We start from the raw sequence: 16,356 nt of genomic DNA on the forward strand, positions 1-16,356 counted from the left end.
AGCGAAGCGCTTGCCGGCTTCGCCCGTTACACCTTTCCCGACGTGTCTCGCGTCAGAAGGTTATTTTGGTGCTCACGCCCAGTTCGCGGCCTTGGCCGGGTTGGCTGAACTGGGCGCCGGAGGTGATGTAGGAGTAGGTGCGATAGTCCTTGTCCCCCAGGTTGTTGCCGTACAGCGCCAGTTCCAGATCGGGTTTTGGCAGCCAGGAAAGACGGGCGTCCACCAGGCTGTAACCGCCCTGTGAAACCTCGTTGTCGACATCGAAATAGTGCTGGCCGGTGTAGCTGATGCCGACACTCGGGCGCAGCTCGCCCAGCAGGTTGTCGAAGTAGAAACTGCGCTCGGCCGAAGCACGCAAGGTGCGTCCGGGCGTGTAGGTCAGGCTGTTGCCCTGGCGGTCGGAATCCAGCATGCGGTTGCGGTTGACGGTGCCGGCCAGACGAATCAGCGTCGCTTCGTCGGCGCGCCAGTCCACGGACATTTCCGCGCCTTCGCTGCGGGCCTTGCCGATGTTGCTCAAGGCTTGAGTGCCGGTGCCTGCGGCGCCGATGAACTGCTGCACATCGTCGATATCGATGCGGTACAGCGCCGCATTCAGCCAGAGACGCTTGTCCAGCAGGCTGGATTTGACGCCGACTTCCATGTTCAGGGATTTTTCCGGCGAGTAAGCCACCGAGTCGGAGGTGATCGAGCCAATGCGGTTGTAACCACCTGCCTTGAAGCCTTTGCTGACCGATGCGTACAGGCGGGTATCAGGCGTTACCTGGAAGCCCAGCGCCACTTTGGGCGTGGTGCTGGTGAAGGTGTCGTTGCCTTTATAGACGAAGCCCGGTGTGAACAGCGCGTCCACCTGGTTGTAGGTGGTCTCGGCCTTTTCCTCGCTGTGACGGGCGCCCAGGGTCAGGTCCCAGCGCGGCGCCAGGTGCCAGATGAACTCGCCGAACACGGCTTTTTCGGTGTTCTCGATGCGGCTGTCGGCTGCGCCATACACGCCGAACAACGGGGCGCCAGCGTCAGGAGTCCGCTCTGAGTGGCTGCGGCTCTTCTGCCAGTACAGGCCGCCGACTGCATCCCAGGCACGGTCTTCACCTTGGGTGGCGAGGCGCAATTCCTGGCTGACGGTGCGCTGGGCTTCCGGCCAGTGGAAACCCATGTCACCGAACAGGCGCTCATGACGGTAATTCTGCAGGGATGTGATGGAGGTCAGTTTCAGTGAGTCACTGAGGTTCCAGTCAATGGTCGCGCTGCTGGTTTCTACCCGACGCACGTAGATCGACTCCATCAACGGCACGCTGGCCCGGCGCTTTTCATAGGTTTCGTCGGCCAGATATTGCTCGTTGTAGGACGTCAGCCGGTCACGGGCATAGGCCAGTTTCAGGCTGAAGTCTTCATTGGGCCTGAAGGTCAGTGCGACGTTGCCGCCACCGTTGTCGCTGTCGCCATGATGTTCGCTGCGGGTCAGCTCGCCATCGGTATCATCGTGATAGACGGTGCCCTGAATGAACAGCTTGTCTGTGACCAGCGGAGCCGAGCCGCTGACGGCGACTTGTTGATGCAGATTGCTGAAGCGGCTTTGTATCGTCGCCGTCGGTGTGTTGTCCGGCTGGCGGGTAATGATGTTCAGCGCACCTGCATGGGCGTTGCGTCCGTACAGGGTGCCTTGCGGCCCTTTGAGCAGTTCGATGTGTTCGACGTCGAGCAGTTGTTGATTGAAGGTGCCCAGGTATTGCGGGACGCCATCGACGTAGATTGCCACTGGCGCGTTGTAAGGGTCCGAAGACGAAATGCCGCGCATGCTCAGGCTCGGGAACACTCCAGCACCGGTATTACGCACCAGCAGTTCGGGGAATACTCTTTCCAGCTCGCCGCTGTTATAGACGTTGGCACGCTCAAGGTCAGCCTCACTGGCAACCGAAAGCGCGAGATCGGTCTGATCCTGGGCCTGGGTTCGCTTGCTGGCAGTCACTTGCATTTCGGGCAAGTTCAGAACATCGTCCGCCAGAACGTGGCCGGATATGGCGAATGTAATCGCCAGGCTGAGTATAGAGCGCTGCATGGGAAGACTCGGCTGCTAAGTGGAAGCCGCTATCTTCTGGTTATGGTTATGTTGTTGCGCGTGCGATCGGGGTATAAAAGCGCGCAATCGGCACTATAGTTGATAAGTGTTATCATTTGAGTCTGATTCCCAAAAGAGTGTGTACCAATGAGCCTTAATCATTACCGTGCTGATTATGAGTTGCCCAAGGTGCTCACCGAAGAGGTGGGAGACGAACTCGATATCCGTCTGATCGAATGGCAGGTCGATGAAGACCGCCATCTGGATGCCTCCTGCGAGGCGTCGTTGACGGTGTCCTATCACGCCAACTGTGCGGGCTGGCGCAGTTTCGCCGATACTTCGCCCTTGAGCTGGCGCGAAGATCATTGCTGTCTGTTTCATTCCACGGTGCCTTTACAGGGCGTGGGTTTTGTCCCGGCGGGGACGCGCTGGCGCGGGGTGAATATCAGTTTCGCAGCTCATCGGCTGGGCATGCTGGATCTGGCCACTCAATTGTTCGAGTACGACGGCCCCTGGGAGAAAACCCGTACGGTAGACAGTGCGGCGCGTCTGGCACAGTTTCCAGCGCCCCATGTGGTGCGGCGTATTGGCCAGGAAATGCTGGGATGCAGGCTGGAAGGTGTTGCCAGGGATTTACTGCTGCGGGGCAAGGCCTATGAAATGCTCGGGCAATTGACGGCGCATATCCAGGACCTTGCGCGCTTCACCGGGCTCAGCGCCGGTGGCCGTGATCTGGCCCGTGTCGAGCGTGCGCGCAAACTGCTTGAGGCCCACCCGGAACAGGACTGGACCATCGAGTCACTGGCCCAGTGTGTGGAGCTCAATACCAAGAAACTCAAGCAGGGTTTTCGCGACGTCTACGACAGCGGCGTGTATGGCTATCTGCAGAAAGTCCGTATCGAGCGTGCTGCACAATTGCTCAAGCAGCAGGGATCGGTCAGCGAAGTGGCGGCGGCGGTCGGGTATTCCAACGCCAGCCACTTCGCCAAGGTTTTCCGCCGTTACTACGGCATCAATCCGCTGCACTTCAGTACCCTGGCCGCCAATGGCATGGATGAGACCGCGATTCAGGCCGAGGTCTATCCATTCTGATCCTGATGGCGCCAATCAGAAGTCATAAGCGATCTTGCTATACCAGAACCCGCCACCCGGATAGAACGGCGGGTTGCTGTACAGGTTCAGACCATTGGCCGAAGGGATGGCGTTCTTGTCCGGTCGCACATTGAAGATGTTGGTGCCGCCCAGGCTGAGGGTGATGTTGTCCGCAATGGTGTAGGACAGGTCCAGGTCGGTGATCCATTTGGCACCAAAGCTGCGGTCGCCACTTTCCAGTTGTTGAAGCGTCTTGACCTTGCCATAGCGGGTGGTTTGCAGGTTCACGCCCAGATCGCCGAGGGTCCAGTTGGCGCCCAGCACCCATTTGGTTTTTGGTTGCGCGTCGGTCAGATCGCCCTCCCGGGCACGGCCGACCCAGGTCAGGCTGCCGCCGGTGTTGTCGCCCAGGCCCTGTAAGGCTGAGGGCTCGCTCTTGACGTCGGTGATGATGGTCTTGTTGTAGTTGAAGCCGGCACTCCAGCGCACATCGCCAAAAGCGCCATAACGGCTGGAGTGATCGAGCACGATATCCAGGCCGCGAGTGCGGGTGTCGAAGGCGTTGGCGTAGTACGAGGTCCAGGTGCTGGTGTCGACGCCTTGCGCGGTAAGAATCGGTGCCAGTGCCGGGCCGTACAGGCTTTCGGTACGCGCGATGCGGTCGGCGATTTCGATCCAGTAGGCATCCACCGTCACGCTGGTGCGCGGTGCCGGTTGCCAGGTCACGCCAAGGCCCAGGTTACGGGATTTTTCCGGGTCCAGAGGAGTGGCACCCAAGGCCTGGGCCAGGGCCGAATTGACCGGTGCGATGCGGGTCACGGCCGGCACGATGGTGCCGTCAGGCGCTGCACCGACCCGGTTGTCGGAGATGCTGTAGCCGATCTGGGTCAGGGACGGAGCCCGGAAGCCGGTGCCCACTGTACCGCGCACCGCGAAGGTGTCGGTGAACTCGTAGCGGGAGTTGAGCTTGGCGCTGACGGTGTTGCCCGAGTCGTCATCGAAATGCTCTGCGCGCAGGGCCAGGTCAATGAACAGTGGCTCTATGGGCGTGATGCCGAAGTCCACATAGGCTGCATAGTTGTTGCGTTTGATACTGGTGGCGTCCAGAGGTGAAATGACCGCCGCAGCCTGCGCGGCAATCGAGGCCAACTGGCCTGCCAACGGGTTGGGCTGGCCATTGGGCAGGGTGGCCGGGAAGCGATATCCCCCGACCTGATACGCCTGGGCATCACCGGCGAAGGTCCGGAAGCGCTCCCAGCGATGTTCCAGCCCCGCAGAAACCTGCAATGGCACGCCGAACACCCCGTCAAAGGCGCGGGTGATGTCCAGGTTGTTGACCCATTGCTCGAAACGGTAGGTCGCCAGGTCATCGAAGGACGTCGGTGATGCCGGACCCAGTGACGGGTTGATGGTCAGGTCACTGTATTGATGGTTGTTGTTGCGCCCGTAGGTTGTGCTCAGGTCCCAGTTCCAGCCCAGTGACTCGCCTTTGGCACCGATCAGGTACTGGTAGTCGGTATCGTCCAGGTTGTTCAGCGGATAGTAGCCATCGGGGAACAGTTCCGGGATGTTGGCGTTGCCGTTGGGGTAGCGGAAATAGTTATTGATGATGGCGTCGCGTTGACCATAGGTGCCGTAGGAATACAGCTTTGTCCGGTCATCGAGTGGCAGTTCGGCGTTGTAGGCCAGGTTGAATGCCTTGATCTGCGGGTCGCCGTTCTTGACGCCCACCCGGTCCCAGGTCGCTTCCCGAGGATCGCCGGGGAAGTAAGCGGTGTTGGTGGCTTTTTCATTCCAGCTGGCATCTCCACGCTTGCGCGCATCGGCGGACAGGTGCAGGAAACCGCCATCCCCCAGTTCAAAGCCGGTATCGCCTTCGAATTTGGTCACTTCGCCTTCGCCGCTATAGAGCTTGCCGTAGGTCACGCCCAGGTGGCCGCCCTGAGCGCTGGATTTGAGGATGACGTTGATCACCCCCGCAATGGCATCGGAGCCGTACTGGGCCGCGGCGCTGTCCTTTAGGACTTCGATGCGCTCCACAGCGCTGACGGGGATCATGTCGATGTCCACCGAGTTGGCGCCGCTGCTGTCAGTCGAGCCGTTGGCGGGCAGGGCGCTGTTATGGCGTCGCTTGCCATTGACCAGCACCAATGTATAAGCCGGTGCCAGGCTGCGGTTGGACAAGGGGCGGATAGTGGAGTTGTAACCGGCGACGTTGGTGCCGTAGTTGAACGAAGGCAGCAGCTTGGCGATGGCTTCGGTCAGGTCTGCGCGGCCGGTCTTGAGCAACTGCTCGCTGGTGACTATGTCGATGGGGGCCGGGCTGTTGGTCACGGTGCGCTCGGTGCCGCGAATGCCGGTGGAGATGACCGTGACCTTGTCCAGGCGGGTGTCATTGCCGGATTCTTCAGCCGCCTGAACGGGCGTTATCAGACCCAGTCCGGCAAAGGCGATACCTTTTAGCAGGTGAGGGTGCAGAGGCTTTGTGGCTGCGCGAGCAGTGAAGGCCATGGAGAGTGATCCTTGTCAGTTTCGGGAAGTTTTTCTGAGCCTCCACTGGTAGGGGTCGGTCTGTAAGCGGGAATATATGGTTATGAAACAATCCTGTGAAAGTTCTTTTCGGTATAAGCTAATTATAAATAATTTGAATTTATATTTATCGTGTAAATAAAATAATTGCATCTTTAGGTTGGCGGGAATCCGGACTTTCAGTCGCCACCGGACCCGATGTGCAGGCTGCGCCACTTTGTCGCACCTCGGGCTATGGCCCGTCACCACACGCTTCCTGCCTTGGCCTGCACGCCGCCCGTGGATTCGCGGTGTTCGACAGGGCGTGAGAGTGGTAGATTCGCCGCCATGAAATTCGTCCGAACCCACCGCTCGCTCATTGCCTGGATGCTGTATGGCTTCATCCTGTTCAATGGCGTCATGTGCAGCGTCAGCCATGGGCAGATGCTGGGGGCGTTTTCCTCTGTAGAGGCCGCAGATATCTGTGGTGATCACCCGGACACTTCCCTGTCGATGGAAGGGCCGGACGAGGCCAGGCATGCGCTGGTCATGCAACTGGCCATGCTGGACTGTACCTTCGCCGGCAAGCTGACCGGTATTGTGGTGTTCTTCATCGGACTGGGCTGGCTGCTGCGCTCGCGCGATGTCAGGCTGCGTATCCCGCCGGGCCTGATGCGCCAGTCTTCCCGTCACACTTCGCCAGGGCTGGTGCCACAGGCACCCTGAAGCCCGGTCTTGCCTTGATTGGTTGTCTGCAGCGCATCCAGCATGTGACGTGCTGCATGCCTTGCCTGTTTTCCTTCAAAGGACCGTAATGCATGACTCAATACCTGACCCGTCGCGAAGTGGTCGCGGGCCTCTCCTTGCTGAGCCTTGGCGTTCTGACCGGTTGCAATAACTCCAATGCCTTGCCGTTCAAGTACGGCAAGGACCTGAGCAACAAGATCATCGGGCGTAACTTCAAGCTCAAGAACTCTCAGGGTGATGTGCTGACCCTGTCGAGTTTCCGGGGCTATATGCCGATGGTGTTCTTCGGCTTTACCCAATGCCCGGCGGTCTGTCCGACGGCACTGGCCCGAGCGGCGCAGATCAAGAAACTGATGGGTGCCGATGCCGACACCTTCCAGGTGGTGTTCATCACCCTGGACCCGGAGCGCGACACGCCAAAAGTCATTGATGCCTATGTAAAGGCGTTCGACCCAAGTTTTGTGGCCCTGTCCGGCACGCTGGAAGAAACCGCGGCCACGGCCAAGGAGTTCGGCGTGTTCTACGAGAAGGTGCCGCTGGGCGACACTTATACGATTTCCCACACCTCAACCAGCTATGTGTTCGACACCCGTGGCGTGCTGCGCCTTGGTCTGTCCCACTCGCTGTCCGCACAGCAATGCGCAGAAGATCTGCTCACCTTGATGGAAGTATGTTGATGAATGCTCTGATCCGTAATGCCCTGAACGCCACCCCATGTAAAAGCCTGCTGCTGGCCCTTTCTGTCATGGGCATGAGCGTGCAGGCTCACGCGCAAACCACCGTTGATGACGCCTGGGTGCGGGCCACTGTGGCCGGGCAGCCTGCGACCGGTGCTTTCATGAACATCACGTCGACCACCAACAGCAAGCTGGTTGAAGTCAGCTCGCCTGCCGCGAAAGATGTGCAGATCCATCAGATGAGCATGAAGAACGATGTAATGAACATGCAGCAGGTCAAATCCATCGACCTGCCAGCCGGCAAGACTGTTGTGCTGGACTCCAATGGCTATCACGTCATGCTCATGGGCCTGGTTGCCCAGGTGAAGGAGGGCGATCAGGTGCCGCTGACCCTGACCGTTGAAGACGACAAGGGCGTCAAGGAGTCGATCAAGGTCCTCGCGCCAGTCAAGGCGCTGACGGCCCAAGGACATTCCGGTCATGGCGATCATAGCGGTCACTGATTGACCCGTTGACCCAGGCAGCGTCAAGCCCCGTCATGTCATTGCATGCCGGGGCTTTTTCATGGGTGAGATTTTTTATATTTCCTTTTTGAATAACAGGAGAACTAAATATTCTTTTCGGGAACAAGCGTGATCATGGATGATTGCCCGGCGCTATCAAATTGGAAAGGTGACTGATACCAACAGAACCTGGATTTTTACCGAAAAAATGCAGGAGTGTATCAATGGGCAATGTCCAGACCGCAGCCAGTGCGCATGAAGTGCCTTGGCGCCAAACGCCGAGCGGCGAATTGGTCGATCTGGGGCGTCCTTTTCGGGGACCCTTGGCGCTGTCGCGGTTGCACCGCACGCCCAAGCCTGTCTTGGGACGTCGGGAAGGAATTCTGCTCGGTGCATTTGCTCTGGTGTTGCATGGCGCAGTGATTTACTGGCTGAGCCAGACGCCGACGCCTGTTCTGCCGATCGTTCCGCCGGAAATTCCGCCGATGACCATCGAATTTTCCCAGCCCGCGCCGCCTGTGGTGGAAACACCGCCACCGCCGCCCGAGCCAATCGTTCAACCTGTGGTCGAGCCGCCGCCTCCCGTCGAGGATGAGCTGGCCGTCAAGCCACCGCCCAAGCCAAAACCCAAGCCGGTCGTTAAACCGCCGACTCCCAAGCCTGTCGCCAAGCCCGTGGAGCAACCGCCAGCGCCACCTGCACCGCCACAACCGGTTGCAGCGCCAGCGCCTCCAGCACCGCCTGCGCCAGCACCCGTGACGCCTGCTTCGGCCAGCGCCGGTTATCTGCGCAATCCGGCACCGGAATACCCGTCTCTGGCCATGCGCCGCGGTTGGGAAGGGACAGTCCTGTTGCGAGTGCATGTACTGGCCAGCGGCAAGCCTGGAGAAATCCAGATTCAGAAAAGCAGTGGTCGTGAATCGCTCGACGAAGCCGCAGTAACGGCAGTCAAGCGCTGGAGCTTCGTTCCAGCCAAGCAGGGCGATGTCGCCCAGGATGGCTGGGTCAGCGTCCCCATCGACTTCAAGATCAAATAACGGTTTCAAAGCTTCAATGCGAGCCACCTGACAAAAGGAGCATCGCGACACCAGAACCTGACGTATCAGCACAGCACGAGAGTACAGATCATGAACTTACTGGCATCCCCTTTTGAATCCATCGAACACGCCGTCATCTGGCTGCTGGTGGTCTTTTCCGTCGCGACCTGGGGCCTGGCCTTGCTCAAGGGCGTGCAGTTTTCACGTCTGAAATCCCAGGATCGCAAGTTCCACAAACAGTTCTGGGCGGCTTCCAGCCTGGACTCGGCCGCCGAGCTGGCTCAGCAGCAGCCGGGCGCCGCTGCTCGTGTTGCCCAGGCAGGTTATGCAGCAATCCAGGTGCATGAAGGCACTCAACAGACCGACCTGAGCCAGTCGATCAACCATCAGGATCGTCTGGAGCGCGCCTTGCGCCAGCAGATCGTGCGTGAGCGTCGTTCGCTGGAAACCGGCCTGGCTGTTCTGGCCAGTATCGGCAGCACCTCGCCCTTCATCGGTCTGTTCGGTACCGTCTGGGGGATCATGTCGGCACTCCAGGGTATCAGTGCTGCGGGTTCTGCCAGCCTGGAAACGGTTGCCGGTCCTATCGGTGCGGCCCTGGTTGCTACCGGTGTCGGTATCGCGGTCGCGGTGCCAGCGGTGCTGGTTTACAACTACTTCCTGCGTCGTCTGAAGCTTACCGCTGCCGACCTGGACGATTTTGCCCATGACTTCTACAGCCTTGCGCAGAAGAATTCCTTCCGTGTCCTGCTGCACCCGGTACTGACCAAGAACGGTGCCAGCGCCGCTGGCCAGAAAGTGAAAGAGGCTTCCTGATATGGCTTTCTCCACTCAAGACAGTGATGAAGTACTCAGTGAAATCAACGTGACACCTCTGGTGGACGTGATGCTGGTACTGCTGGTGGTGTTCATCGTGACTGCGCCGTTGCTGACCAACTCGATCCCGATCAATTTGCCCAAGACCGAAGCGGTCGCCCCGGCAGAGCAGAAGGACCCGCTGGTAGTGAGTATCGACGGGCAGGGCAAGGTGTTCATCAACAAGGACGAGATCCAGGCAGATCTGCTGGAAACCAATCTTCAGGCCGCCAAGGCCAAGGACGCGCAGGTTCGTGTGCAGCTTCAGGCTGACAACGATGTGAACTACGGCGAAGTGGCCCGTGCCATGGCCTCGATCGAACGTGCAGGCATCACCAAGTTGTCGGTGATTACTGCCAAATAGAGCAATACCCTTCAAGACAGTGAAGCCTTTAAGGTCGTACCCTCAGGTAGGTACGGCCTTTTTTTTGTGTGTGATGTTGTGGTCTTTCGCGAATGAATTCGCTCCTGCGGACTCCAGGCAAGCGACTTCAGTCGCGAAAAAGGCTCAATGAGCCCCAGCCGCCTTGTTCAGGTCGCTTTCTGCCCATTGGGTGTAGATACAGGCATCGGCGGTGGCCCAGCGGACGCGCACAGCATCACCGGCTTTCAGTTGCAGCCCGGTTGCAGACAGCGCCTTGACGGTCATGGCCGTACCGCCAGGGGTAACGACTGCGCAGGTCTGGCTTTCGCCCAGAAACAGTACCTCTGTCACCTTCGCGGTCACTTCATTCCAGCCATGTTCCAGCGGAGTGGCTTCAGCCTGTTGAATGCTCAGAGCCTGAGCTTTTTCCGGGCGGATCATCAACAGCACATCCTGATCGGTTTTCAGGCCAGGGGTCAGCCGAATCGACAGCGGGCTGCTTTCAAACGTCGCCACCGCATTGCCCTGAGCCTTGAGCTTCAGGAAGTTCGAGTTGCCCAGGAACGAGGCGACAAAGGCATTGGGCGGGTTCTGATAAAGGTCATAGCCAGTGCCCAGACCGACAATCTTGCCGTGGCTGAAGATCGCAATGCGCTGTGACAGACGCATGGCTTCTTCCTGATCGTGGGTCACGTAGACAATGGTGATGCCCAAACGACGATGCAACTGGCGCAGTTCATCCTGCAAATCCTCACGCAGTTTCTTGTCCAGCGCACCCAGCGGCTCGTCCATCAGCAGAATGCGCGGCTCGTAAACCAGCGCCCTGGCAATCGCCACCCGCTGTTGCTGACCGCCTGACAGTTGCGAAGGGCGGCGATGGGCGAATTGTTCCAGTTGCACCAGCTTGAGCATTGCATCCACACGTTTTTCGCGCTCGGCTGCCGGCAATTTGCGAATGGCCAGCGGGAAGGCGATGTTGTCGCGCACCGACAGATGCGGGAACAGCGAATAGCGCTGGAACACCATGCCGATGTCGCGCTTGTGGGGCGGCACGTTCACCAGCGACTTGCCACCGACCAGGATTTCTCCCGAGCTGGGCGTTTCAAATCCCGCCAGCATCGACAGCGTGGTGCTCTTGCCCGAGCCGCTGGAGCCAAGGAACGTCAGGAATTCACCGTCCTGGATATCCAGGTCGATGTTGTCCACGGCGGCGAAGTCGCCGTAATACTTGTTCAGGTTGCACAGGCTGACCAGGGTGTTCGGGTCGTGTTGTGCGTTGTCTTTGATCACGGCACTCATGAGGTACTCCTGGCTTCGTTGCGGCGACGCAGGGTCGCGGCGATGAACATGACCAGCACCGACAGGGCGATCAGCAGCGTCGAAGCGACTGCAATGACCGGGGTCAGATCCTGACGCAGAGTGGTCCACATTTTGACGGGTAGGGTTTGCAGGGTCGGGCTGGCCATCATCACGCTCAGGACCACCTCGTCCCACGACACCAGAAACGCGAACAGCGCACCGGCAACCATGCCGGGACGGATGGCCGGGAAAGTGACCTTGATCACTGCCTGGATGCGCGAAGCCCCGCAGATCACGGCGGCATCCTCGATGGACTGATCGAACAGCTTCAGCGAGTTGATGATCGAGATGATGGTGAACGGCAACGCCACGATCACATGGCTGACCACGAAGGAAAACAGCGTGCCGGTGTAACCAAGCTTGAGAAACAGCGCATACACGGCCACGGCAATGATCACCAGCGGCACGATCATCGGCAGGGTGAAGATGCCATACAGCATGTCACGCCCCGGAAAGCGTCCGCGTACCAGGGCAAAGGCGGTGGGCAGGCCCAGAGCGACGGCGCTGATGGTGGTCAGCACGGCGACCTTGAAACTGGACATCGCCGCCTGCATCCACTCCGGATTGGAGAAAAACTGCTGATACCATTTCAGGGTCCAGCCCGGCGGCGGGAAGACCAGCCACTGGGATGAGCCGAACGAAAGCAGCACGATGAACAGGATCGGCAGCAACAGGAACAGCGCGATCAGGCCGGTGGTCAGGTAAAGACCCAACCGCAGGCGCGTGCTCATGGCATTGGGAGTCAGGAGCATGGTTCACCTCGCATTGCTGGCGCCGACCGGGGATTCCGGCTGGAGCTTCAGGTAGAAGTAGAACAACACCAGGGTGATCAGGATCAGCAGCGCGGCTGCGGCGCTGGCCAGTCCCCAGTTCAGGAAAGACTGCACCTGTTGCACGATGAACTCGGGCAGCATCATGTTCTGCGCGCCACCGAGCAGTGCAGGGGTGACGTAGTAACCCAGGGACATGACAAACACCATCAGGCCACCGGAAAACAACCCCGAGCGACACAGCGGCAGGAACACTCTGAAGAAGTTGGACCACGGGCTGGCGCCGCAAATGGAACCGGCCTGCAACACCATCGGGTCGATGGCCTGCATGGTTGCCTGCAACGGCAGCACGATGAACGGGATCATGATGTAGCTCATGCCGATCACCACGCCTGTGAGGTTGTGAACCATTTCCAGCGGCTGATCGATGATGCCCATGGCCATCAGTGTCTTGTTGATGACCCCGGACGCCTGCAACAGCACCAGCCAGGAATAGGTGCGGGCCAGCAGGCTGGTCCACATCGACAGCAGTACGATATTGAGAATCCAGCGACCCCAGCCGCGTGGCACCAGGGTGATGACCCAGGCCAGCGGGAAACCCAGCAGCACACTGAACAGTGTCACCAGGCCCGCCACCGAGAAGGTGTTGAACAACACTCTGGAGTAGGCTGAGTTGGCGAACAGTTGCTCGTAGTTGCCCAGGCCCGGAGTGGGCTCAAGCACGCCGCGAAGCAGCAGGCCTATCAGCGGTGCGAAGAAAAAAAGCCCCAGAAAGAGCAGTGCCGGGAGCAGATTGCGGCTGCCGCGCCAGCGTTGTGACAAAGTGGTTTTTGACTGCATCGTCACTGCCTTGGTGCAAGCCGCGCCAGCGGTGCTTGACGCACCACCGGCCGGGTTGGATTGACGGGAAGCGATAGCCGTCATTTTTACTTGACCAGCCATTCGTTCCACCGTGTCGCGATGTCCGGACCATTCTTGGCCCAGTATGCGAAGTCGAGAGTGATTTGATCCTGGGCATACGCGGTTGGCAGATTAGGCGCCAGCGTCGAATCCAGGCGCGGCACGCTGTCCAGGTTGACCGGCGCATAGGCGCTGAGGTTGGAGAAGTCTGCCTGGCCTTTAGGGCTGGTCGCCTCGGCGATGAACTTCATGGCAGCAGCTTTGTTCTTGGCGCCTTTGGGGACCACCAGGAAATCGGCCATGACCAGGTTCTGCTTCCAGCTCACGCCCACTGGCGCACCGTCCTGTTGCAGAGCGTAGACGCGGCCGTTCCACATCTGGCCCATGGACGCTTCGCCCGAAGCCAGCAGTTGCTGGGACTGAGCGCCGCCGCCCCACCAGACGATGTCTTTCTTGATGGTGTCGAGTTTCTTGAAGGCGCGGTCCAGATCCAGCGGATAGAGCTTGTCAGGGGCTACGCCATCGGCCAGCAGTGCCAGTTCAAGTACGCCAGGGCTTGGCCATTTGTACAGGGCGCGTTTGCCGGGGTAGGTCTTGGTGTCGAACATGGCCGACCAGTCTTGCGGGGTCTTGGCGCCTACCTTGCTTTCGTTGTAGCCCAGTACGAAGGAGAAGAAGAACGAGCCGGCGCCGTGGTCAGACACGAAGCGAGGGTCGATCCGGTCACGCTTGATGGTGGTGAAATCGAGGGGTTCAAGCAGGCCTTCGCTGGCGGCGCGCAGGGCGAAGTCGGCTTCCACATCCACGACATCCCACTGCACGTTGCCGCTTTCGACCATGGCCTTGAGTTTGCCGTAGTCGGTCGGACCATCCTGCACAACAGTAATGCCGCTGGCCTTGGTGAAAGGTGCAGCCCAGGCTTGCTTCTGTGCATCCTGGGTCGAGCCACCCCAACTGACGAAGTTGACGCTTTCGGCGGCTATGGCTGTGAAACTTGAAATAGCCAACACGCCAGCAGCAAGAACTGCAGTTGCACGTTTGTTCAACACCATTTTCACGCCCTCATTTGTTGTGTTTTGAGCGGGCTTTTTTTGCCCGCGTATTCGGGAGCAGTAGGTCCAGTGGACCGGAGAAACTGGCGACCATGCCGGGTGCTGTTGTTTGGCCTTATCCCTCAGCGGGCGCACCTGACAAAAACCTTCGGTCTACGGAATGTCATATTATGGTATTCCAAACTTTGTGCAAGTATTTTGCCCTGCCGGAACCCGTTCCTTTTTAATTTTTTGCCCGTGAAAGCCTTTGTTTACTGGGGCAGGCGTCACCTCTTCAGACGTGTTGCCTGCCTTGCATCAGTGGCCGGTCAGCCAGTAAAAGGAATGCTTTCAACCACTTCCAGATCGTATCCGGTCAGCCCTGCGTACTTGAGAGGCGGGCCAAGATGGCGCAATTTACCCACACCAAGGTCCTGCAGGATCTGTGCGCCAGTACCGACTTCCGAATAGATGCGTGACTGCGAACGTGTGTACTGGCGTGGCGGTTGAGTGAGTTGCGGAATGCGTTCGAGCAAAGCCTGGGACGACTCATGATTGGCCAGCACCACGACCACGCCGCGACCTTCTTCGGCCACCTTTTGCAGAGCGGCCCAGAGCGTCCAGTTTGCCGGTCCTGTGTATTCGGCACCTACCAGATCGCGCAGAGGGTCAACCACATGCACCCGCACCAGCGTCGGGTAATTACGCTGAATGTCGCCCATGACCATGGCCATGTGTACGCCACCTTCGATCCGGTCCTCGTAGCTGAACAGGCGGAAAGTCCCGTGGACGGTCGGCAGCTCGCGTTCGCCGATACGCACGACCGTGTGTTCGGTGCTCAGGCGGTAGTGGATCAGGTCGGCAATGGTGCCGATGCGGATGCCGTGCTTTTCAGCGAACAGTTCCAGATCGGGGCGGCGGGCCATCGTACCGTCATCGTTCATGACTTCGACGATCACCGACGCAGGCGTCAGGCCAGCCAGACGAGCCAGGTCGCAACCAGCCTCGGTGTGCCCGGCGCGGGTCAGCACGCCGCCTTCCCGGGCGCGCAGCGGGAAGATATGGCCAGGCTGCACCAGATCCTCGGCGCGGGCTTCGGGATTCACGGCGGCCTGAACGGTGCGGGCGCGGTCGGCGGCGGAAATGCCGGTGCTGACGCCTGTGGCGGCTTCTATGGAAACCGTGAAGGCTGTCGCGAAGACACTGCCGTTGCTGGGCACCATCTGCTCGAGCCCCAGACGCTGGCAATGTTCGTCGGTCAGGGTAAGGCAGATCAGGCCGCGTGCTTCGCGGGCCATGAAGCTGATTGCCTGAGGTGTACAGAGGTCGGCGGCGAGCAGCAGGTCACCTTCGTTTTCCCGGTCTTCATCGTCGACCAGCAGGACCATCTTGCCTTGGCGGTAGTCTTCAATGATGTCTTCGATGCGATCGAACGCCATACTCAGGATCTCGGTGTTATGGATGAAAAATCGTGGTATACCATAAGACAGAATATTTCATAGATTCCCTATCATTGAAACAGTGAGATCGCGATGAAGGCTTATTGGATTGCAAACGTGGACGTTACCGACCCTCAGCAGTACAGCGAATATACCCAGCGAGCGCCAGCGGCGTTCAAATTATTTGGTGGCAAATTCATGGCACGCGGCGGGCGTTCTGAAGCAGTCGAAGGACGCGAAACGCCGCAACGCACGGTAGTGATCGAGTTCGAATCGTATGAGCAGGCCGTGGCCTGTTATCGCTCGGCCGAGTATCAGGAGGCGATGAGTCATCGCCATGGCGTGGCGAAGGCCGAGATCGTGATTGTCGAAGGGGTTTGACTTATCCCCGTAGGAGCGAATTCATTCGCGAAGGGCCGTTTCGCGAATAAATTCGCTCCCACACGGAGGAAATTCACCGAATGAAATGCACCTTTCCGGTATCGTCATTGCCCATGTACAGGCCATACACCCCGGCCTGACGCTCGGTGATGTAGCGTTCGAGGATCTGCCGGATGGCTGGGTAGTAGATGCTGTCCCACGGGATTTCTTCAGGTGCGAAGAAGCGGTAATCCAGTGTCTCCGGCCCGAACTGGCCGGTGATTTCCAGTGCTATTGCCCGGAAGACGATATACACCTCGCTGATCTTCGGCACGCTGAAGATGGAGTAGGGCGAGATGATTTCTGCGCGTACGCCGCTTTCTTCCCAGACTTCGCGCAGCGCCGCCTGCTCGGTGGTCTCGCCGCTTTCCATGAAGCCTGCCGGAAGCGTCCAGGTGCCGGGGCGTGGTGCGATTGCCCGTTGGCACAGCAGGTACTTGCCTTCCTGCTCGATGATGCAGCCGGCAATGATCTTGGGATTGACGTAGTGAATGTAGTTGCAACTGCCGCACATCAGCCGCGCATGGGTATCGCCCGGTGGCACACGCTGATCGAGATCAGCGCTGCCGCACTGCGGGCAAAAGCGCGGCGCTGGCAT

At 59.2% G+C, this 16,356-nt stretch carries 16 protein-coding genes; 8 read left to right on the forward strand and 8 right to left on the reverse strand.

Annotated elements, in window-relative coordinates:
* Positions 1-52: 52 nt before the first annotated feature.
* Positions 53-2,056 carry a TonB-dependent receptor gene (locus ACODS3_RS04860; protein ID WP_201001926.1) on the reverse strand — a complete coding sequence of 668 codons (2,004 nt, stop codon included), beginning with the start codon at positions 2,054-2,056 and terminating at the stop codon, positions 53-55.
* A 147-nt stretch (positions 2,057-2,203) separates the two neighbouring features.
* On the opposite strand from ACODS3_RS04860, the gene ACODS3_RS04865 reads away from it, so the two are divergent.
* Positions 2,204-3,148 (forward strand): helix-turn-helix transcriptional regulator, encoded by a 945-nt coding sequence (locus ACODS3_RS04865; RefSeq protein ID WP_304573995.1) that lies wholly within the window; start codon positions 2,204-2,206, stop codon positions 3,146-3,148.
* A gap of 15 nt (positions 3,149-3,163) precedes the next feature.
* On the opposite strand, the gene ACODS3_RS04870 is transcribed toward ACODS3_RS04865, so the two are convergent.
* The gene (locus ACODS3_RS04870) at positions 3,164-5,659 is read right to left on the reverse strand and encodes a TonB-dependent receptor plug domain-containing protein (RefSeq protein ID WP_201017556.1); all 2,496 of its coding nucleotides are present in this window, start codon (positions 5,657-5,659) and stop codon (positions 3,164-3,166) included.
* 345 nt (positions 5,660-6,004) lie between these two features.
* On the opposite strand from ACODS3_RS04870, the gene ACODS3_RS04875 reads away from it, so the two are divergent.
* From ACODS3_RS04875 to ACODS3_RS04900, 6 genes are all read left to right on the forward strand, one after another.
* Positions 6,005-6,382, forward strand: coding sequence for a DUF2946 domain-containing protein (locus tag ACODS3_RS04875; protein WP_201001932.1), 378 nt, complete (start codon positions 6,005-6,007; stop codon positions 6,380-6,382).
* 92 nt (positions 6,383-6,474) lie between these two features.
* On the forward strand, positions 6,475-7,080 hold the full coding sequence (locus ACODS3_RS04880; protein WP_201017555.1) for an SCO family protein: 606 nt from the start codon (positions 6,475-6,477) through the stop codon (positions 7,078-7,080).
* Positions 7,074-7,583, forward strand: a complete 510-nt coding sequence (locus tag ACODS3_RS04885; RefSeq protein ID WP_201017554.1) for a copper chaperone PCu(A)C — start codon at positions 7,074-7,076, stop codon at positions 7,581-7,583. The genes ACODS3_RS04880 and ACODS3_RS04885 overlap by 7 nt, the downstream gene beginning before the upstream one ends.
* 224 nt (positions 7,584-7,807) lie before the next feature.
* Complete coding sequence (locus tag ACODS3_RS04890) at positions 7,808-8,620, forward strand: energy transducer TonB (RefSeq protein ID WP_201017553.1); 813 nt, start codon at positions 7,808-7,810, stop codon at positions 8,618-8,620.
* Positions 8,621-8,710: 90 nt separating this feature from the next.
* Positions 8,711-9,436 carry a MotA/TolQ/ExbB proton channel family protein gene (locus ACODS3_RS04895; protein WP_201001940.1) on the forward strand — a complete coding sequence of 242 codons (726 nt, stop codon included), beginning with the start codon at positions 8,711-8,713 and terminating at the stop codon, positions 9,434-9,436.
* 1 nt (position 9,437) lies between these two features.
* Positions 9,438-9,839: an ExbD/TolR family protein gene (locus ACODS3_RS04900; RefSeq protein ID WP_122318332.1), complete on the forward strand. Its 402-nt coding sequence runs from the start codon at positions 9,438-9,440 to the stop codon at positions 9,837-9,839.
* A gap of 144 nt (positions 9,840-9,983) precedes the next feature.
* On the opposite strand, the gene ACODS3_RS04905 is transcribed toward ACODS3_RS04900, so the two are convergent.
* From ACODS3_RS04905 to ribBA, 5 genes are all read right to left on the reverse strand, one after another.
* Positions 9,984-11,138, reverse strand: coding sequence for an ABC transporter ATP-binding protein (locus ACODS3_RS04905; protein ID WP_201017552.1), 1,155 nt, complete (start codon positions 11,136-11,138; stop codon positions 9,984-9,986).
* A complete protein-coding gene (locus ACODS3_RS04910) occupies positions 11,135-11,950 on the reverse strand; it encodes an ABC transporter permease (protein ID WP_201001946.1) in 816 nt (271 codons plus the stop codon). The genes ACODS3_RS04905 and ACODS3_RS04910 overlap by 4 nt, the downstream gene beginning before the upstream one ends.
* A gap of 3 nt (positions 11,951-11,953) precedes the next feature.
* Entirely contained in the window at positions 11,954-12,910 is a 957-nt protein-coding gene (locus tag ACODS3_RS04915) for an ABC transporter permease (protein ID WP_201017551.1), read from the reverse strand.
* Positions 12,895-13,920: an ABC transporter substrate-binding protein gene (locus tag ACODS3_RS04920; protein WP_201001950.1), complete on the reverse strand. Its 1,026-nt coding sequence runs from the start codon at positions 13,918-13,920 to the stop codon at positions 12,895-12,897. Before ACODS3_RS04920 ends, ACODS3_RS04915 begins: the two co-directional genes overlap by 16 nt.
* Before the next feature lie 308 nt (positions 13,921-14,228).
* Positions 14,229-15,338, reverse strand: a complete 1,110-nt coding sequence (gene ribBA, locus ACODS3_RS04925) for a bifunctional 3,4-dihydroxy-2-butanone-4-phosphate synthase/GTP cyclohydrolase II (protein ID WP_201001951.1) — start codon at positions 15,336-15,338, stop codon at positions 14,229-14,231.
* Positions 15,339-15,431: 93 nt separating this feature from the next.
* Here ribBA and ACODS3_RS04930 point away from each other — a divergent pair, with 93 nt between their 5' ends.
* Positions 15,432-15,719, forward strand: coding sequence for a DUF1330 domain-containing protein (locus ACODS3_RS04930; RefSeq protein WP_201017548.1), 288 nt, complete (start codon positions 15,432-15,434; stop codon positions 15,717-15,719).
* 73 nt (positions 15,720-15,792) lie between these two features.
* On the opposite strand, the gene ACODS3_RS04935 is transcribed toward ACODS3_RS04930, so the two are convergent.
* Positions 15,793-16,356, reverse strand: a complete 564-nt coding sequence (locus ACODS3_RS04935) for an NUDIX hydrolase (RefSeq protein ID WP_201001954.1) — start codon at positions 16,354-16,356, stop codon at positions 15,793-15,795.

The organism is Pseudomonas sp. FG43 (assembly GCF_057809175.1).